This is a genomic window from Ventrimonas sp., assembly GCF_048380235.1.
Taxonomy (GTDB): domain Bacteria; phylum Bacillota; class Clostridia; order Lachnospirales; family Lachnospiraceae; genus Brotaphodocola.
This window is the reverse complement of the sequence record NZ_DBFCCJ010000006.1, coordinates 1-20,015: the sequence shown is the minus strand read 5'-3', so window position 1 is coordinate 20,015 and position 20,015 is coordinate 1. Positions and strand designations below refer to the sequence as shown.

At 47.8% G+C, this 20,015-nt stretch carries 14 protein-coding genes and 1 pseudogene; 11 read left to right on the top strand and 4 right to left on the bottom strand.

From position 1 onward, the window contains the following. The first annotated feature begins 71 nt into the window (after nt 1-71). From ACMP1L_RS00495 to ACMP1L_RS00480, 4 genes are all read left to right on the top strand, one after another. Entirely contained in the window at nt 72-1,535 is a 1,464-nt protein-coding gene (locus tag ACMP1L_RS00495) for an NAD(P)/FAD-dependent oxidoreductase (protein ID WP_418451616.1), read from the top strand. Then, nucleotides 1,532-2,767 carry an NAD(P)/FAD-dependent oxidoreductase gene (locus tag ACMP1L_RS00490; protein ID WP_418451615.1) on the top strand — a complete coding sequence of 412 codons (1,236 nt, stop codon included), beginning with the start codon at nt 1,532-1,534 and terminating at the stop codon, nt 2,765-2,767. The genes ACMP1L_RS00495 and ACMP1L_RS00490 overlap by 4 nt, the downstream gene beginning before the upstream one ends. Next, nucleotides 2,761-3,120 carry a DUF1667 domain-containing protein gene (locus ACMP1L_RS00485; RefSeq protein ID WP_118531625.1) on the top strand — a complete coding sequence of 120 codons (360 nt, stop codon included), beginning with the start codon at nt 2,761-2,763 and terminating at the stop codon, nt 3,118-3,120. Before ACMP1L_RS00490 ends, ACMP1L_RS00485 begins: the two co-directional genes overlap by 7 nt. Nucleotides 3,121-3,237: 117 nt before the next feature. Further along, a complete protein-coding gene (locus ACMP1L_RS00480; RefSeq protein WP_418451614.1) occupies nt 3,238-4,968 on the top strand; it encodes an AAA family ATPase in 1,731 nt (576 codons plus the stop codon). 54 nt (nt 4,969-5,022) lie between these two features. Here the strand turns inward: ACMP1L_RS00480 and ACMP1L_RS00475 are convergent, their stop codons facing one another. Continuing rightward, nucleotides 5,023-5,940, bottom strand: a complete 918-nt coding sequence (locus ACMP1L_RS00475; protein ID WP_418451612.1) for a LysR family transcriptional regulator — start codon at nt 5,938-5,940, stop codon at nt 5,023-5,025. A gap of 205 nt (nt 5,941-6,145) precedes the next feature. Here ACMP1L_RS00475 and ACMP1L_RS00470 point away from each other — a divergent pair, with 205 nt between their 5' ends. Together ACMP1L_RS00470 and ACMP1L_RS00465 are read left to right on the top strand one after the other, a co-directional pair. After that, nucleotides 6,146-9,757, top strand: a complete 3,612-nt coding sequence (locus ACMP1L_RS00470) for an MBL fold metallo-hydrolase (RefSeq protein ID WP_418451610.1) — start codon at nt 6,146-6,148, stop codon at nt 9,755-9,757. A 280-nt stretch (nt 9,758-10,037) separates the two neighbouring features. Beyond that, nucleotides 10,038-11,134 (top strand): annotated as a pseudogene (locus ACMP1L_RS00465) (FAD-dependent oxidoreductase). Here the strand turns inward: ACMP1L_RS00465 and ACMP1L_RS00455 are convergent. Then, a complete protein-coding gene (locus ACMP1L_RS00455; protein WP_418451604.1) occupies nt 11,091-12,023 on the bottom strand; it encodes a LysR family transcriptional regulator in 933 nt (310 codons plus the stop codon). The pseudogene ACMP1L_RS00465 and the gene ACMP1L_RS00455 sit on opposite strands and share 44 nt — an antisense overlap. A 251-nt stretch (nt 12,024-12,274) precedes the next feature. Between ACMP1L_RS00455 and ACMP1L_RS00450 the strand changes: the two genes are divergently transcribed. Continuing rightward, the gene (locus ACMP1L_RS00450) at nt 12,275-13,594 is read left to right on the top strand and encodes a nickel pincer cofactor-dependent isomerase, group 22 (RefSeq protein ID WP_418451602.1); all 1,320 of its coding nucleotides are present in this window, start codon (nt 12,275-12,277) and stop codon (nt 13,592-13,594) included. A 200-nt stretch (nt 13,595-13,794) separates the two neighbouring features. Beyond that, complete coding sequence (locus ACMP1L_RS00445; protein WP_418451601.1) at nt 13,795-14,883, top strand: iron-containing alcohol dehydrogenase family protein; 1,089 nt, start codon at nt 13,795-13,797, stop codon at nt 14,881-14,883. A 75-nt stretch (nt 14,884-14,958) separates the two neighbouring features. Here ACMP1L_RS00445 and ACMP1L_RS00440 read toward each other — a convergent pair whose 3' ends face one another. Together ACMP1L_RS00440 and ACMP1L_RS00435 are read right to left on the bottom strand one after the other, a co-directional pair. Beyond that, a complete protein-coding gene (locus tag ACMP1L_RS00440; RefSeq protein ID WP_418451600.1) occupies nt 14,959-15,867 on the bottom strand; it encodes a LysR family transcriptional regulator in 909 nt (302 codons plus the stop codon). A 298-nt stretch (nt 15,868-16,165) separates the two neighbouring features. Then, entirely contained in the window at nt 16,166-17,035 is an 870-nt protein-coding gene (locus ACMP1L_RS00435) for a hypothetical protein (RefSeq protein WP_418451599.1), read from the bottom strand. A gap of 101 nt (nt 17,036-17,136) precedes the next feature. On the opposite strand from ACMP1L_RS00435, the gene ACMP1L_RS00430 reads away from it, so the two are divergent. From ACMP1L_RS00430 to ACMP1L_RS00420, 3 genes are all read left to right on the top strand, one after another. Beyond that, nucleotides 17,137-18,261, top strand: a complete 1,125-nt coding sequence (locus ACMP1L_RS00430; protein ID WP_418451597.1) for a type 2 periplasmic-binding domain-containing protein — start codon at nt 17,137-17,139, stop codon at nt 18,259-18,261. 65 nt (nt 18,262-18,326) lie between these two features. Further along, complete coding sequence (locus tag ACMP1L_RS00425) at nt 18,327-18,764, top strand: tripartite tricarboxylate transporter TctB family protein (RefSeq protein WP_418451595.1); 438 nt, start codon at nt 18,327-18,329, stop codon at nt 18,762-18,764. A gap of 18 nt (nt 18,765-18,782) precedes the next feature. After that, a partial coding sequence (locus ACMP1L_RS00420) for a tripartite tricarboxylate transporter permease (RefSeq protein WP_418451593.1) occupies nt 18,783-20,015 on the top strand: 1,233 nt, incomplete at its 3' end.

Here is a 20,015-nt window from a genome sequence, read left to right as displayed (position 1 = left end):
TACAGAGCTATTATACAATGTGATTATCAATAAGACAAGTTTCACAGGAGAAATGAGGAGGATGGATCAAAATGATGTCCTATGATGTGATCGTGATCGGCGCCGGCGTTGTCGGATCGGCCGTGGCGCGGGAATTATCCCGTTACCAGTTGAAGACTGCGGTGCTGGAGAAGGAGCTGGATGTGGCGTGCGGAAACAGCAGCCGCAATACCGGCATGCTCCACGCCGGATTTACTTATAAGCCGGGAAGCTTAAAGGCAGAGTGCGCCGTAGAGGGAAACCAGGAGTTTGACCAGGTGGCAAAGGAGCTTGGCGTGCCGTTTAAGCGTACCGGAAAGCTGGTAGTTGGTTTTACCGACCATGACCGGGAAAACATTTTAAAATACAAGGCCATTGGCGAGCAGAACGGTGTCCAGGGCATGCGCATGATCGACAAAGATGAGATCAACCGCATTGACCCGAATGCAGGCGGTGAGTTTGCCATGTATGTGCCCTCCTCCGGCATTCTGGATCCGATGCAGTACACCATCGGTCTTGCAGAGAATGCCTGTCAGAATGGCGTCAGATTCCACTTTGGACAGAAGGTGACCGGCATTACCCGGGACGAGACGAAGGATGTCTGGGCAGTAAAGACGGAGCAGGATACTTTTGAGACAAAATGGGTCATCAACTGTGCCGGTATGTATGCATCGGAGATTTCCGAGATGCTTGGCTACCCGAACTACCCGGTAAAGGGCTTTAAGGGTGAGTACTATGTACTGGATAAAAAGGCTGGAAAATTCCTTTCCATCCCTGTTTACCCGGCTCCGAATGATAAGGGCGGCTTCTCCACCCACGCAACCCCGACTGTGGACGGCAATGTTCTGGTAGGACCGGATTCCTATGTAACTGAAGACCGCGAGGATTACATTGTAACCAAGGAGCATATGGACGGTCTGTTCCGCGATGGCAGCAAGATGTTCAAGCAGATGAAGCGTGAGTACTTTATCCGGAATTTTGCAGGCATCCGCTGGAAACGCTATAATCCGGAAACCGGAGAAATCCTGGATTTCCTGTTAGAGTCCGATGGAGCGCATCCGCATACTGTAAACTTGGTCGGCATTGAGTCTCCGGGTGTGACCTGCGCCCTGCCGCTGGCACGCCGTGCTGTGGCATTATTAGTGAAAGAGGAACAGCCGCAGAAAAATGAAGGCTTTGATCCGGTGCGTCCGGTAAAGAAACGCTTCCATGAGATGAGCCATGAGGAGCAGATGGCGGCCATCAAAGAAAATCCGCTGTACGGTGAGGTGGTATGCCGCTGCGAGACCGTGACTAAGGCCGAGATCCTGGATGCGATCCGCAATCCGCTGGGCGTCTGCACCGTGACCGGCATCAAGAACCGTACCCGCGCCACCATGGGGCGCTGCCAGGGCGGCTACTGCGAAACCCGTATCACCGAGATGATCGAGCAGGAGAAGCACCTTGCACCGGAAGAGGTTCGGTACTCCAAACGGGATTCTTATATTTTCACAGGAAAGGTCAGGGACGTAAAATGAAAAATGTAGATGTTGTAATTATTGGCGGCGGCCCGGCCGGACTGGCGGCTGCGCTGGAGCTCTGGAAAAAGGGCATTCATGATATTCTGATCCTGGAGAGAGAAAAGGGACTGGGCGGAATCCTGCGCCAGTGCATCCATGATGGTTTTGGCCTGACCCGTTTTGGCGAGACCTTAAGCGGACCGGAGTATGCATCCCGCTTCGCAAAGCAGGTGAAAGAGCTGGGCATTCCGTATATGACTGATACCACCGTGCTGGAGCTGACACCGGATAAGCAGGTGTTTGCGGCATCCCCGGAGGGACTGTTAGAGATCCAGGCAAAGGCTGTGATCCTGGCTATGGGCTGCCGGGAGCGCACCCGCGGAGCCATCAGCACTCCGGGAACCCGGCCGGCCGGTGTGTACACTGCCGGTGTGGCTCAGGCTTATATCAATTTAAAGAACCGCATGCCGGGAAAGAATGTCGTGATCCTTGGATCCGGTGATATCGGCATGATCATGGCAAGACGTATGACCCTGGAGGGGGCGAAGGTACTGGGCGTGTTTGAGATTCAGCCATATGCCAGCGGACTGCCGCGAAATATTGAACAGTGCTTAAATGATTATCAGATTCCACTGCATTTAAGCCATTCCGTAACCGAGATCCGCGGCGTGGACCGCCTGGAGAGCGTTGTGATCTCCGAAGTAGATGACAAGCTGCAGCCAATCCCGGGAACCGAAAAAGAGTATCCGTGTGACACCCTGATCCTTTCCGTCGGACTGATTCCGGAAAACGAGCTGACCTGGATGGCAGGCGCGAAGCAGGATGATGGAACCAAGGGTGCGTCCGTAGATGAAAACTTCCAGACCACTGTTCCAGGCGTATTCGCGGCAGGAAACGTGCTTCACGTACATGATCTGGTAGACTTTGTTTCCATGGAGGCAGAGGAGCTGGCAGACGGAGCAGCCCGCTACATCAAAGAGGGAGCACTTCCGGATTGCGGCCTTGCCATTACGGGAGACAGTATGGTAGGACAGCTTACCCCGGCCCGCTTCAGCGGTACCGGAAATGTAACGGTGTCCTTCCGTATGAGAAAACCGGTGAGAAACTGCACCGTAGAGCTGTGGCAGGGTGACCATCTGGTAAAACAGAAGAAGTTTCCGAAGGCTCTCCCGGCAGAGATGATCCAGATCGCCTTAAAGCCGGAAGAACTGAATGAGAAGGATAACCTGGAGGTGAGAGTGGTATGTTAAGAACCTTTACCTGTATTATGTGCCCTCAGGGCTGTGAGATTACCGCGGAGGGCAGCGAAGCGCCGTATTCCATCACTGGAAACAAGTGCAAACGCGGCCATGAATATGTAGAGCAGGAACTGGTAAATCCGATGCGGAACATCGCAACCTCCATTCTGGTGGAGGGCGGTGAGATGCCGCTGGCCAGCGTCCGCTTAAGCGCGCCGATCCCGAAGGCTAAGATCTTTGACGTTATGAATGAGATCCGGAAAGTGAAACGCACCGCGCCGGTTCATGAAGGCGAGGTCGTGATAGAAAATGTGCTGGGACTGGGAAGCAATGTCATTGTGACCAGAACGGTGGAAGCAGAATAACAGAAGAGAAAGCTTTGTCGAAAGGAGCCGCTTTTGCGGCTCCTTTCGGTGCTTGTGGGACCTGGGAACCGATGATATAATGAGTATAAAGACTAAAAAGCAGGATTGGAGGCAGCTATGGCAGGGAAGATGAAACTTCCAGTTGGACTGGAAAGCTTTAAACAGATCCGGCGGGAGAATTATTACTATGTTGATAAAACCGGGCTGATCGCCCAGCTTCTGGATCTTGGCAGTGCCGTGAATCTGTTTCCGCGCCCAAGGAGATTTGGCAAGTCGCTGAACATGAGCATGCTGCAGAGCTTTTTTGAGCTTGGCTGTGACCGGATTTTGTTTGAAGGACTGAATATTGCCGGAAAGATGGATCTGTGTGAGCAGTACATGGGAAAATATCCGGTTATTTCTGTCAGCTTAAAGGGTGTAGACGGAAGCACGTTTGAGGCAGCCCGGGCTGCACTTAAGATCATTATTGGAAATGAGGCAATGCGCTTTTCCTTTCTGAAGCAGAGTGAGCAGCTGACGCTGGAAGAAAAGCAGATTTATGAAAAACTGATTGAAATCGGTCAGGCTGGGAATGACATGTATGCAATGTCGGAAGATCTTCTGACAGCAAGCTTAAAACTTCTGTCCGCACTGTTAAAGAAGCATTATGGAATTCCGGTCATTCTTCTGGTAGACGAATATGATGTACCGCTTGACAAGGCTTTTCAGAATGGTTATTACGATGAGATGGTATCTTTGATCCGCGGACTTATGGGAAATGCACTGAAAACCAATGAAAACCTCAAATTTGCAGTTCTCACCGGGTGTCTGCGGATTGCGAAGGAAAGTATTTTTACCGGTCTGAACAATTTTAAAGTATATCCGTTTACCAATCCGACCTTTGATGAGTTTTTCGGTTTTACGGATAAAGAAGTAGTGGCAATGCTTCATTATTATAATCTGGATGAGCATTATGAAACCGTGAAGTCATGGTATGATGGTTATCAGTTCGGAAATACAGAGGTTTATTGTCCGTGGGATGTGATCAATTACTGCGGCGATCATCGGCTGGAACCGGATCTTCCACCGCAGAATTACTGGATCAATACCAGTGGAAATACGATCCTGCGGCATTTCATTGAGGAAATGGGAACGGAAAAGAAGCTGACGAAGCTGGAGCTGGAAAGTCTGATCAGTGGAGATACGGTCCAGAAGGAAATTAACCAGGAACTGACCTATCAGGATCTGTATTCTTCTATGGACAATCTGTGGAGCACTCTGTTTATGACCGGATACCTGACCCAGCGTGGAAAGTCGGATGGAAACCGTTATAATCTGGCTATTCCCAACCGTGAAGTCCGTGAAATCATGATCCGTCAGGTGCTGAAGCTGTTTCAGGAAAGCGTGGAGCAGGATGGCGGAATGGTAAATAAGTTCTGCAATGCGCTGCTCTGCGGAAATCCGGAAACCGTGGAAGCTGTCTTGACAGAGTATCTGAAGAAAACCATCAGTGTCCGTGATACCTTTGTGCGGAAACCGGCAAAGGAAAACTTTTATCATGGAATTCTGCTGGGAATCCTGAGCTTCAAAGGCGGCTGGTCTGTCCGCTCAAATCAGGAGTCAGGAGATGGATTCAGTGATATTTCCATTCGAATTGATGATGCCGATCTCGGAATTGTAATCGAAGTGAAGTATGCGGAACAGGGATGCGAAGAAAAAGAATGTCAGAAGGCACTGAGGCAGATCATTGACAAGCAGTATGAAGAATCCCTCCGGCAGGATGGGATCCATAAGATCCTGAAATACGGAATTGCATGCAACCGGAAGAAATGCAGGGTTGTGATGGCAACGGAGGAAATCAGAATATGATATGACAAAGCTCCATGAAAGCAAATGCTGCCTGCAGGCTTTCATGGAGCTTTGTCAATGTCTGCCTAAGTAATCAGCAATCAGATTTTCCGTCAGAAATGATGCATTGGTACGATAATGTCCCTTTTTCCAAATTGCGTACATGGACCAGTTCAAATTTTTGGGGAGCCGGAAATATGCAATTTTTTCATCGTAGGAGCGGTACCAGGATGGCAGGATACTACAGACAATATTGCTTTTAATGAATTCCAACGTGGAGACATGGGTGTTAGAGTACAGAAGAATATCAGGTTTGATTTCTAATGCTGTGAAAAACCCCATAACCATTGTATTGGAGGATGTAAATGGCTGCGTAAGGGCATATTCTGCCTGTGAAAGCTGATCGAGCGTGCAAACTGGCAGATCCTCGGTAGGAGTAGCCATATCTGCGGCACCACGGGAAAGAGGATTATTTCTGGATACAGCAAACAGGAATGGTTCTTTTGTTAAAATATGGTAGTCGATTCCGCCAAGTTCGGAAGTATCCGGAAGTAGGACAAAGCCGAGATCGGCAGCTCCGCGGCTAATCCGGTTTAACTGTCGGTGCACACTGGTCTGAATAGCGTTCATGACAATACCGGGGAATTTTTTGTGAAATTTCGGAAAGAATTCCGATATTATTTTGTCCCCCCGTTCCGTGGGAAGAAGTACTGTGATGGAACCGGTCTGGTTTTGTGCAAAGTCATTCATTGCAGATAATGCATCATTTTTATTCAGCAGAATGGTGTGAGCGTATTTAACAAAATTGATCCCTGCTTCTGTCAGTGACACGCTTCCGTGTGCCCGGTGAAACAGCTGAATGCCTAATTCTTTTTCCAACTTGATGATCTGTTGGGTAAGTGCAGGCTGAGAATAAAAAAGATTTTCAGCGGCTTTGGAGAAACTCCCGGTGTCTGCGACTTCTATGACATATTCTAATTGATTGAATTCCATATTCATCCTCCTTAAATGACAACAGAGCATAATATATCTACTATATACTAACAAAAAAGAAAGATGATTGTCGATCTTGTTTTCTAAGAGCGTTATTAGAAAAACTAAGCCATAAGAATTTGTGATGAATGAATAACGGTTTGTAATTTGCTTTTTGTCATGAAACTGCCTAAACTGAAAGTATCAATTTTCGGAGGAGGACAGTATGAGTAAGCGGAAAATGAAAAAAGCATTATCGGTAGCACTCAGTGCATCGATGGCGATTGGTACACTGGCTTCAGTGCCGCCAATTCCAACTGTTGCAGCAGTTGAGATTGGTAGCGAGACGCAATTGGCGGATGACATGGTTGTTGCAAAAACTGTGTATGGATGGGCAACAGAAAATGCAAAGGAGAATGGTGATCATTCTGTCAGCATTAAAATCATGCCGGCAGGCCGGACAAAGGAAGTGGAGTATACCACAGCAGTCAAGTATGGTAGCTCTAATGACATGACGGGGGCTTCTCAGGCAGGAAGTATTGTGGCAAGATGTACGAAAGGAAGTTTTGTTGAGATTTGTCTGAATGAAGGCGGCGAAGTCATCGATATGCGAAGAGTACTTCAGAGTGGCCTGAATTTTGATACTGCAAAGTATGGCGGAGATTTGACTGCAATTGGAAGTACTGTATCCAACAAAGGCGCAGATTACGATGATATTTATGGAGGCGGTACCGGAACCACCGGTGCACTGACGGGTACGTCCGGACAGATGGTTGCGATGGGCTGGCTGTTTGAAAAAGACGGAAATGGCCGGACTATTACGGTAGGTGATGGTAACCGTACCACAGATGTATTTAACGAAACCTATCAGGTTGCAGATGATGTAAAAGTGTACCGCATTAGCAATAAGGGTGATTTCTCAGCAACCAAGATTAGTTTTAATGGAGAGACGGTTGAGTCTGACAAAGCAGAAGATTCTGATGATGACGAGAATAAGGCAACTCCGTCAGATGCCAACAAGGCAACCCCGTCAGATGCCAGCAAGGCAACTCCGTCTGATGCCAGCAAGGCAACTCCGTCTGATGCTTCGAAAGCAACGGCATCCGATGCAGAGAAAGATGATGACGAAGAGAAAGGCATGGAAGACGCAGACCTCGAGGATGATATCACAGAAGATGAGAATGGTTTTGCTCCGGTTGATCAGGAAGGCGAGTTAGAGGCTTCGGAATTGAATGACGATGGAACCATTTATAATACCCCATCTGCTAAACGGAAACAGGTTGTAGTAGTTTTTGACCAGGATTATGAGCATTTTAATGAAAATACTGGTGATGCCAAGGTTGTAGAGATTTATGAGTACGAAGAGTGTGACGATAAGAATCTTGCCAAGTTTGTAGGAAAAGAGCCGGAAATTGTCCGTATCACTAGTGATTTTTCAACTACGAAGCAGGGAAGCCCGAAACCGACCAATGCGCCATATCTGGTTGCTGCGAGTCCGATCGAAGTGGTAAAAGACAAAATGTGGACCATTGGTGATATTGAAGATAACTGTCCGATTTTTAAAGGTGGCGAGGATGAGAACGGCGGAGATTTCCTGGTCCAGTTCGATACCGGTTGGCCGCGGGAGGCATACCAGTATATGAGAAATATTCAGATCACCGGAAACGATCCGCGTGAGCTGGATATGCTTTTAGTGCCGCATGGTCATGGTGATCATTATGGTTCTCTTTATGATGAGTGGGAGACAGTGGTACGTTCCAAAGGCAATGAAGATAATTCCAGAAGTCCGATTGTCTATGAGAGCTACGAGGATACCATCGGTTTTGATATTCATGGATTTCCGGAGATTGGCGGAATCTATACGGACCAGCCGGTAAGATCTATTATTACAAACTGGTATCCAAATGATGAGTGGAATGAGCTAGGTGACGGCCTTTCCATGATGGTAACGCTGACACCTGGTCATTCTCAGGGCTGTGGTTCTGCTGTCTTTGATGTTGAAGTGCAGGAGCCGATGGAAGACGCAAAATTGACTTATGAGTATGAGCCGGAAAATTCCGCAGCAGACTCCGAGGGTTATGTCCGCACTTACAGTGATTATGAACCAGGAGATCATATCATGTTTGCTTACATGGGCGGATATGGCATTAATGGTTTGGATAGTGCTAAGAAGGCAGGATTTAGAAGAACCGCTTTTGTAAGTTCTCTCCGTTACATTGAGAGTGTATTCAGCAACCTGGATGTTCCGGGTGAGGAAGGCAGAAAGGCAGATGGTGTCTACAACCTGGCTCAGCATACCAACCAGTATCCGTATACCGAGACTGCCGAGGTTATGAAGCAGTACAATGAGAAGAAAGGCACCAATTATCCGTTTCTTCATTTCATGAGAGAGGGAAGAGAAGAAATTATCAACTTCTGTGAGAAGAGAGCTTCCGCAATGCTTTACAGTGATTATACGCAGCAGTATATGAAAGATTATGAGGCCAATGGCAACAGCAGTCCGTATTATAACTATGATGGTATTGAGATTAAGACCGATATTACCAGTACCAATCTGAAGAACAATACGCTGGAAGATGCAGGTCCGTACAAGCACAATGGCGGTGAGACTGAAATTGAGATCAGTGATCAGGCAGATATTCTTGTTATGCATGGTTACGATGTATTCCTGAATAAGGGCGTTGTTCCGGAGGGAGAAATTGATACTATTTCTGCTACAACTGGTCTTGCAAAGAGTAACTGGGATGTAGTAAAAGGATTTGCGTTTGCGAAAGATGGCTATGTATACGACCCGGATAAGTGGTATGTGCAGATTGCCGCTCATGTAAAAGATAATTACGATGGAAACGTTTACAGCAATGAAGGTCCGAATGAGGGCATTGAACTGGTAAGCGGTCCAGTAGATTCTCTTCGTGGTGATGGATGGTGCGAGATCATCCGTACCGGTGCCATGACAAAAGAGCAGGCAGAAGCACTCGCAGATTCCCTGGAAGCTGGAAAGAGCTATATTGTAAATCTGAAAAAGACTGGCGATATCATCAATGATGAAGATGATATCATGAAGACCTTTGTAGAGGTTGGCAGTGAGACAGTTGCAGATACCGCAGCAAGAACTGTGAAGAACGCAGTAAACGGACAGCAGGTAGAGGCAGGTATCAGCACCAGCGAAGACAGTGTAAAGGCTTATGCAGAGACCCTGATCAAAGCGCAGCTGGATGCGTACAATGCAGCAAACAACACAACAGTACAGGCTCAGATTACCGATGCTGAGTATACTGCGCCGATAGCTGGAACAGCAGCAAATACAGCAGGAACCAATGGCTTATGCAAACTGACTGTAAAGTTCAGTGGCGCTGATGCTTTTGGAAATACAGTGGAAAAAGACGTTGTGATTACCTTAAATCTGCTGGCAAAGACCTATCAGGCAAGCAGCAACAGAGAACATAGTTCTTCTGGAAGAAGTACAGCAAGCAGCACTTCTGGTCAGGCTGGGACCTGGAACACAGACGCAAATGGCTGGAAACTGGTCAGACCGGATGGAAGTTTTGTGAAGTCTTCCTGGGCAAAGGTAACCTGGAATGGACAGGATCACTGGTATCATTTCGATGAGAATGGATACTGCCAGGGTGGCTGGTTCACCGATAGTGATGGAGCAAGATATTATCTCCACAGTGCTCATGATGGTCAGTTTGGAGCAATGTATACAGGATGGCAGCTGATTGATGGCAAGTACTACTACTTTGAGACAGTAGCAGGAAATGGACAGGGCAAGCTGTATGTGAATACCACAACTCCGGATGGCTACCAGGTTGGTGCCGATGGTCAGTGGATTCAGTAAAGCCTGAAAAATCTGTTCGTTAATTAACAACCTAAAATAATCTCTCCTTAAAGCAATAAATGGCCTGAAACTGACGGTTTCAGGCCATTTTTGTGTGCACTGCCGGCATAGGGATTCTGCACATTGTACGAAATTCAAAAATACTAGACGCCTTTTCAACTTGACTTATATACAGAATACAGCGGGTGTAAAATAAGGACGAAGTTGAGAAAACATTGTGTATAGAATGAGAAGACCGGCTGCGTTGCAACTGATCGGAAAGAAAAGGGAGAGATAAGTTATGGCAGTACATGTAATTAATGAAGCGAACCGTTGTCTGAATTGCAAGAAACCGATGTGTATGCAGGCTTGTCCGATCCATACCCCGATCCCTATGATGATCAAGGCATTTAAGAAAGAAAATTTAAATGAAGCCGGAGAGATGCTGTTTGAGAATAATCCTATGTCCATGATCTGTTCTCTGGTCTGCAACCATGAGAATCAGTGTGAGGGTCACTGTGTGCTGGACCGCAAGGGTGAACCGGTGCATATCAGCAGCATTGAGAACTATGTTTCCGATACCTATTTTGATAAAATGCAGATTCCGTGCCAGCCAAAGAACGGCAAGAAGGTGGCTGTCATCGGTGCGGGTCCTGCGGGAATTACCATTGCCATCTTACTGGCGAAGAAGGGCTATGGCGTGACCATCTTTGATTCCAGAGATAAGATCGGCGGCGTGCTGCAGTATGGCATTCCTGCCTTCAGCCTGCCGAAGTCTATTCTGGAGCGCTATAAACTGAAACTTCGCGAGATTGGCATTAAGATCCGTCCGAACACCATCATTGGCATGGGTAACTCAGCTATGGATGTGGCAAGAACTGCCCTGCGCAAGGGCAGCCGCCATGTGACACTGTACGCGAGAGGCCTGACCAGCCAGGCGAGTGATCATGAGAAACTGCCTACGCAAAGCTGGATGGCGCGGAGCTGGCTTTCGTCTGGCAGCCGGTGGAAATCAATGATGACGGCCCGGTATTTAAGAAGATTCTCTTTGATGAGGATGGCAATCAGACCGGAATGGATCCGACTCCGGTGCAGGTTCAGGCAGATAGGGTGATCATTTCCATCAGCTAGGGTCCGAAGAGCAAGCTGGTCAACACTACCGATGGCCTGAAGGCTTCTGAAAACGGCCTTCTGGTGACCAATAGCTTTGGTGAGACCACCCATCTGGGGATTTTTGCGGCCGGAGATGTGATGCTGGGAGCCAAGACCGTGGTGCAGGCAGCAGCCTATGCCAAGATGGTAGCCGATGCGATGGACAAATACATGCGCAGAGAACTGGCAGAGGCGCGCAGGCCTAACGCAGTTTCAGAGTTCCCCAGTAATCCTTCGCCAGCTTGATAAAGGCATGGGCGGCATCTGTCAGGTAACTGCCACGTTTGCAGCTGACAGTGATATCCCATACCGGATGTGGCGGCATGGAGAAGAATGCTACATTGTCAAAGGTGCTGCGGTGGGCACCTGCAGCGAAAAATGCAGGAACTACGGTACAGCAGATGTTGGCGGAGACCATTTCCAGGGCATTGACAGAACGCTGGGTATAGAACAGGGTTCTGGGAGAAAATCCGCAGCTTTCAAAATGCTCAGCCAGCATACGGAACATGGTAGACTGTTTGTACATCATGGCAAAAGGGTCGTTATGCAGAATAGAGATATCCAGCTCTGCATAGCGGCTCTTTTCGGTTTTCCGGGCATACTGGCAGGCCGGATGTCCGGCTGGAATAGCCAGAAGCAGTTCTTCTTTTGCTAACAGGGTGTAAATATCATCGGTGCGCTGCTCCTCGGATAATGTAAGGAAGGCCAGATCCAGTTCACCGTTTCGCAGCATCTGCTGCTGGTCACGCACATTATTTTCGTAAATGTTAATGGTTACTTCCGGATAATCCTGATGGAACAGCGGATAGATTTGGGTGAACATGGAACTTCCGTGCTCGGAAGTAATGCCGACTGTGAGGGTGCCGCGCCGGGCATTTACCAGATCCTGGAGGCGCTTATCTGTTTCGGAGCGGATTTGCAGAATCTCCCGGGCTGAGGTCAGGTATATGTTTCCGGCTTCGGTGGGAGTCCAGCCGTTTCGGGAGCGGTAGAAGAGCGGAGCCCCGATCTCGCGTTCCAGATTGGCTACCTGCTGGGTCAGGGCAGATGGGGTGACAAAAAGTTTTTCAGCAGCACGGTTCAGCTTCTGCTCTTCGGCAATGGTGACGATATATTCAATTTCTTTGAGGTTCATATGAGATACAGCTCCTTTCTTGGTCAGAGACTTTATGGAAAGTATAGAATCAGTATAATCGGTAAAAACAGAACCGGCAAGATTTATATTTAGAAAAACTAAATAAAACAAAAAAAGGTTTAAATTTACTTTCATATGTTGGGCTGATATGATGAGATTATCAGAAGAAAGAACAAGAACTGCTGACGTTCTTTTGTGGCCGGTAAGGCATAGAAACAGACCATGTTTTTTATATAAATCAGGAGGTTGCGATGAAAGAAATTCAGTCAAACGGAAAAGTTTCAGAGTTATTACATGATGTGAGCATTCCGAAAATGTTCCATGCAAGACAGACATTCCCAAGAGAGATGATACGACCGGAGGACATTCCGGAGGTGGTAAATCGTGAGATGGGACAGGAGCAGTTTTCTTCCCTCATCAAACCGGGCATGGAGATTGCGATTACTGCAGGAAGCCGCGGAATTCGCAATGTTGACATCATTACCAAAGCGATTGTAGATTTTGTAAAGGCCAAGGGTGCGCATCCGTTCATCGTACCGGCTATGGGAAGCCATGGCGGAGCGACTGCTGAGGGTCAGCTGGAGATTCTGGCCGGCTACAACATCACTCCGGAAACTATGGGCTGCCCGATTAAGTCTTCCATGGAAGTCGTAGAGCTGGGCGTTTCTGAGCGCGGAAGAACGGTATATCTGGATAAAAATGCTTATGAGGCAGATGGTATCATCGTTTCCTGCCGTTTAAAACCGCACAATGCGTTCCGCGGTCCATACGAGAGCGGCCCGTGCAAGATGATGACCGTAGGCCTGGGCAAGCAGAAGGGAGCTTCTCTGGTACATACCGATGGTATGGATGTTATCTCCAAAAACATTCCGACCATGGCGAAGGTAGTTCTGGAGAAGGCAAAGATTCTTTTTGCAATTCCCTGTATCGAGAATGCCTATGATGAAACCTGCAAGATCGAAGCAATCCTGGCAAAAGACATCATGACCAGAGAGCCGGAGCTGTTAAAGTTCGCTTTTTCCAATATGCCGAAGCTGCTGGTAGAAGAGACAGATGTTCTGGTTGTTGATGAAGTCGGTAAGAACTTCAGTGGTACCGGCGTTGACCCGAATATCACTGGAACCTTCTCCACTCCGTACGCAACCGGTGGTATCAAGGTACAGCGTACCTGTTTCCTGAACTTAAGCGAGGCATCCCATGGCAATGCCCTGGGCTGCGGCCTTGCATCAGCCATCACGAAGAAGATATTCGATGAGATGGATGTAGAAAAGATGTACCCGAACTGCATCACCAGCACTGTACTGGCATCCGCACGGATTCCATGTATCGTGGCAAATGACAAAGAGGCAATGCAGATCTGCGTCCGCACCTGCAACAAGATCGACCGCGAGCATGCAAGAATGGTGCGTATCGCAAACAGTCTTCACATCGGTGAGATCATGCTTTCTGAGTCTTACTATGAAGATGTCAGGAACGGCAAGTATCCTGGTGTGGAAGCACTGGACGAGCCGAAGGCCATGGAGTTTGATGAGAATGGCAACGTGATTACTCCGGTGAAGCTGGATAAATAAGCCATTTCAACATCCGGAAAATATGAAATGAGAAAGAGGGAGATCCAGCAAGAAGCAGGGTCTCCTTTTTGTATGCAAACAGCACAAAGAATTAATTAGAGAATTCTAAAAACTATGAGTTTTACTTATAATAGTAAGAACGTTATAATCATTACAGAAACAAAAAGCAACATAACAACACAGGATAGGGGTAGAGAAAAATGGAAAAAATCGTATTAGATACCGCAATCAAATTTGGAGCAGGAAGATACCGCCAGGAGCAGGGCCTCTTGGAGCAGTGTGGTGAGGAAGTAAAGCGTTTTGGCAAAAAAGCTTATATCGTTGCAGGTCCGCGTGCGTTTGCAGCAGTCAAAGAACGCCTGATTCCTGGATTTGAAAAAGCAGGACTGGAATATGTGGTTGAGATTTATGAGGGAGCATGCAGCTACGAAGGAGCAAAGGAATACGGTGATAAGTGTCTGGCAGCAGGCTGTGATGAGGTTGTCGGCATCGGCGGCGGAAAGATCATGGACTTTGCAAAGGCTGTGGGCGAGTCAGCAGGGCTTGGTGTAGTCAATATCCCGACTTCCATGTCTACCTGCGCACCGTTCACCACCATGAGTGTGATGTATACACCGGAAGGCGCAAAGAAAAACTGCTGGAGATATGAGCATGAGATTGACGCAGTACTGGTTGATATGGATGTGATCGCACAGTGCCCAATCCGCTACAATGCAGCCGGTATCCTGGATGCTATGGCAAAACGCATTGAGATCCAGAATGGTAAGCCGGTCATGAGACTGGAGGACAACCCGTACGATCTGTATATGGCTTTCAAAATGGCTGAGAATACCTATGAGGTTCTGGAAAAATATGGCCAGCAGGCAATTGAGGATAACCGCCAGCACAAGGTAACCAAGGTGTTAGAGGAGGTTGCTTTTGTCAATATCGCAGTTACCGGTGTGATTGCAAACATCACCAAGAGCTTTAGCCAGTCTGCCCTGGCACACATGATTTACGATGGAACCCGTACCTTCTTCACCCAGGAGGCTAAGAAGGCACTGCACGGTGAAATTGTTGCAGTCGGTCTGTTTGCACAGCTGTACTACAACCACCTGATCGAGGAGAAGGAGCAGTTAAAGGCTTACATGAAATCCATGGATATGCCGCTGACCTTTGATGAACTGGGAGTAGAGAGTACCGATGAGAACTTAAAGCTCCTGGAGGATTACCTTATCGATTCTCCGTATGTAGAGAAGAGCGAAGAGAGCTATGCATGTCTGCATGAGGCTATGCGTCAGATGCGCTGATAGATTATCATTGATAGCATTGCTAGAAAAGAGACAGGATATGTTGAAATGTGTTCGGCATATCCTGTCTCTTTTTTAGCATATGTAGAATGTTTTTGCGATTTCAATAAACCGCTGCGCTGCCTGGCTTAAGTAGCGCCCTTTTTTATAGCTGGCCGCAATCTGCCAGCAGGGGTGGGCCGGCATGGAGAAAACGGAAATTCCGGATATGTCTCCCTGTACGTAGTAAGCTGGGATGAGTCCGCAGCAGATTTTTGCGCGGATCATGGTTAAAATCGTGTTGTTGTTCTGGGTCTCAAACAGGATATTGGGCTCAAAGCCGGATTCCTGGAAGATGCGTTCGACCAGACTCCACATGGTGGACTTTTTGTCCATGAGCACAAATGGCTCGTATTTCAGCAGATTCAGATCCAGAATCGGCCAGGGATGGCCGGGGGAGGAAGTGGCAGACTGGCAGATGGGATGCCCATCCGGGACGCCCAGAAGAATTTCCTCATTGGAAAGACTGATGTAGTTGTCCTTGGTACGGTCGTAGTCGTTTAAGGTCATAAAGGCGACATCCAGCTGGTCTCCGGCAATCATGCTCTGCATCTCTTTTACGCGTTTCTCTACTGGAACTACGGTGATATCCGGAAATTCGTGGTGAAAGATTGGGTAGACATTACCAAAGATGGCAACACCGCGCCCGGGAGTAAAGCCGATGGAGAGGATGCCCTTTTGCCGGTTGGCTACATCCCGGATTTGTTCGTAGGTATTCTTTTTAATCTGAAGAATCTGTTTGGCATTGCGTACATAGATTTCCCCTGCTTCGGTCAGCCTCCAGTTGGAGCGGGAACGGTGAAACAAAGGGGTGCCCAGTTCTTTTTCCAGCTTCAGAAGCTGCTGGTTTAATGCAGGCTGAGTAATGAACAGCTTTTCTGCTGCATGAGTAATATTATTCTCTTCTGCAATTTTCAAAATATATTCAATCTGTTTTAAATCCATAGGGTGTTCTCCTGCATGATGTTGAAGGGATTTCCGAAAACGGTAAATCAGTAAAGAAACAATTCTATCCATGAGGTATTATACCACGTCAAATCAGGAATGACAATTTAGTATAAAAATAATTTAGAGAAAACTAAAATATATGTATTTTACCTATCGAGAATTATGCAATATAATCAAAATATGCCAGATGAAATGACAATAATTTGTGCAGAATTATTAAAAAGATGCAAAGAAAATCTTTGTCGACATTAAAAAAGCGTAAAGATGGCCGTTAAGAAATCTTGTCAGACCCGTCTTAAAAGACGGATCTGGCAAGATCAGCCAGGTAAGAAAGCTCAGGAAAGGGATCAAACTCTAACAGCTGCTGAGTTGGTTTCTGAGTCAGCGGAAGTGTGCGGGTCAGAAACCGTCCGCGGATGAATACATCCATGGACGAACCGTGAACGCTTACCGCAACATAACCTGGAGTGTACTTCATGAGAGCCTTTAAGCTCTTGCAGAAGGAGTAAGACGGCTGCTGTTCCGTTCCCATAGGACGATAAAGAACGCAGTGTGTTTTCAGATCACGATCTTCAAGCGGAGCGTTTTCATAGCGAATGCTCTTTGAGAAGTACTCCATACGGATCGGAGTCGGAACGGAGGTTTCGTCTAACAGACGAAAATGCATTCCGGAGTCCGATGGCAGTGTGATATGAGCCCAGACACCGGCGTTGAAGTGGACGCGGGGTTTGCCTTTTTCAGCCAGCCTGAAGCTCTGGGGAATGGTAGTGTCGCAGAGCGTGACCGGAATTCCTTTGATGGTGCCGCTTACTTCCCAGCGGAAAAGCGGGGCAGATTTTTCACTGCCGCCCGGCATAAGGCGGGCCTGTTCAATGGTTTCCTCGTTGATGTTCTGGTGAGCTTTTTCCAGAATGGTGTCAGTGCCGAGCCTTTTGCAAATGGTCTGGCGCAGATTCGCTTTTGAAAACGCATCGGCATAGGCCTTCTGCTTTGGCCGGAGTACAAACAGGTGGAACAATACAGCAATGGCCAGCATGGCGAAAACCAGTGGCCGCTTGATAAATATCACGGCCAGGGTGGCAACCAGAAATAACAGCATAACGAGTACACACAGCCGGAACTGGCGGTAGTACCGTGTGACAAGTTTCAGATCTTCTGAAATCATTTGTGAATATCTCCTTTCGAAAAAATTGTGTATTCATTCTAGCACAGTTGTTTCGAAAGGTGAAGATATTAAAATTTTTCTTAACAGGAAGGGAGAAAAAGATGAAAAAGACATTAAAAAAAGTATTGGCAGTTGCGGCATCTGCAGCTATGGTGATTTCCATGGCAGGCTGCGGAGGGAAAACAGAGGCTCCTGCAGCAGATAGCGGAAACAGTGGAAGCAGCTCTGAGGCTGCAGCAGATGCCGGAGCGAATGTTGGCGGCGGAAACAGCAGCTTAAAAGGACAGAATGTCCGTGTAGTTATTGGTTCTACATCTACTTCTGGTGATTCCTATATGATTGCAGACCTGGTAACCCGTTATTTAAGCAAGGAAATGGGCTTCAACGGCAAGGTTGATGCAATCGGCAACGCAGCAGCTCTGGATGAGATGCAGAATGCAAAGGGTGACGGCAAGACTGTGATGATGTTCCATGACATGACTTTCTTAAGCGTTCTGTTCGGTTCTGTTGATGAGCAGTATGCGCTGGAGAACATGACTGTTGGTCCGCGTATCGGCCAGAACCCGGGCGCATGCTTCGGTGCAGCAGCCGAGAAGGGCTGGAACAACTTAAGTGATATTACCAAATACCTGCAGGACAACCCGGATGCAACCGTATCCTTTAACATTGAGTCCGGCGCAACCTCTCATCTGGCATTCGTTGCTTACTATCTGTATGTAAAAGATACCTACGGTGATGACGTAGCAGGCCGTATCAAAGCAATCGTTGGCGGCACCACCGCTGAGAAACTGCAGAGACTGTGGGATCGTAACGCAGATGTTATCTACGGTGATACTTCCGCATTTGAGCAGTACACAAAGGATGGTGTTGAAGATCAGTTAAAGATGACCATGTTTGGTTCCTGTGGTGAGGTGAAGGGTGTAGCAATCGATTCCATGGCAAAAGATGGCATTACCTTTAACGGCAAGCCGTTTGAGTTTGCAAAGGATTTCTGCATGTACTTCCCGAAAGACATGGATGCCAATGTACTGGCCGAGTATGAGGCAGCTATGCAGAAGGTGACCGAGGATCCTGCTTTTATAGCAGATATGGAGAAGCTGTACTACAACGCTCTGAGCGCAGATGAGGTTGGCGTAGAGGCATCCAAGGAATTCATCTACAACAAGCGTGATATGTGTAAAGAACTGATCGAGAAGGCACCGTCTCTCGATACCCTGACCCAGTAAATATAACGTCATTGAAAAGGAAGGTCCCGCTGGAGTAATGTCCGGCGGGGCGGAAAGGGGAAACTATGATCCATATTGTTTATTCTACACAGCACTGGATCGTGCCGAAGATTGTGATCGGAATCCTGATCGTCTTTCTGGCAGCGATCATCATTACAGAGGGCATGGCCCGGGTGAAAGTGGGCGAGCCGTTTTTTAAAAAGCCCGGTAAATTCTTCAAGGATAACTGTGACTATGTAAAGCTGTTCGGCACTTTGATCCTGTTCATCGGCTACATTGCCTGTCTGAATGTGATCGGCTTTACCATCACCAGCATCATTTTTGTATTCCTGTTTAATGTGTTATATGCAGGAACTGCACCAAAATCCCTGCTCATCAGTATTCTGATTGCGGTGATCAGTTCTGTAGTAATCGCAGTGATGTTTGGTGTCATCTTCAATATTACCCTCCCAAGCGGAATCTGCACCATACCGTTCCCAAACTGGGGCTTTACAATATATTAAGGAAAGGAGAGCATGATTATGATTTCAATTGCTCATGTACTTATCGCACTGCTTGGCGTGGTAGCAGGTATCATATTCGGTGCAATCCCTGGAATGACTGCTACCATGGCGGTAGCCGTATTCCTGCCGATGACCTACGCATATGACCTGAATATGGCGCTGTATCTGCTGCTTGGCCTGTATGTCGGCGGTATTTCCGGCGGACTGGTTCCGGCAATTCTGATCAATATTCCGGGAACTCCGTCTTCCATCACGACCACCTTTGATGGTTATCCGATGGCAAAACGCGGCGAGGGCGAAAGAGCCCTGAAAATCGGTATCCTGTCCAGCTTTATCGGCGGTATGATCTCTCTGATCTGTCTGTGGCTGTTCACTCCGATGTTAAGTGCCGCAGCCCTGAAATTCAGCGCTGTCGAGAAATTCCTTATTATCCTGTTTGCGCTGACGGTTATCGCAGCTCTGTCCAAGGGCCAGATGCTTCGTGGCGTATTTGCCGGTTTCCTTGGCGTACTGACCAGCCTGATCGGTATGTTCAGCGTAAATAACGCTTACCGTATGGTTCCGGCTATGTTCAAGTCCAAAATGCAGGACGGCTTCCAGTTGCTTCCGGTTCTGATTGGTCTGTTTGCGATCGCTCAGATTTTTGAAGAGGCAGAGGAAGGCATGCGCTTCAAGATTGAAAAAGTTGACGGCGAAATGAACGGCAACACCAAATTCTCTCTGAAGGATTTTAAAGGACAGGGCGTGAACCTGGTTCGTTCTGCGCTGATCGGTACTTTCATGGGTGTGCTTCCGGGTGTGGGCGGTTCCGCTGCTTCCATTCTGGCTTACGCGCAGGCAAAGAACTTCTCCAAACATCCGGAACTCTTAGGTACCGGTGTGGCAGAGGGTCTGGTAGCTTCTGAGACCTCCAACAACGGCCTGACCGGCGGTGCGCTGATCCCGCTGTTAAGCCTTGGTATTCCTGGTGACTCTACTACTGCTGTCCTGATCAGTGCATTTATGCTGCAGGGCGTACAGGTAGGACCGCTGTTCATCACCCAGAATCCGGAAACCTGGAACAGCATTTTGATCGCGCTGTTATGCTGCAACATCCTGATGTTTATCTGCATGTTCTACCCGATCAAGTGGATCAGCAAGATCATCTACATTCCGCGTCAGAGAATGTACCCGGTTATCATCATGATCTGTATCGTTGGTGCATATGCAACCAAGAATGGCCGTATCTTCGATGTATGGGCACTGCTCATC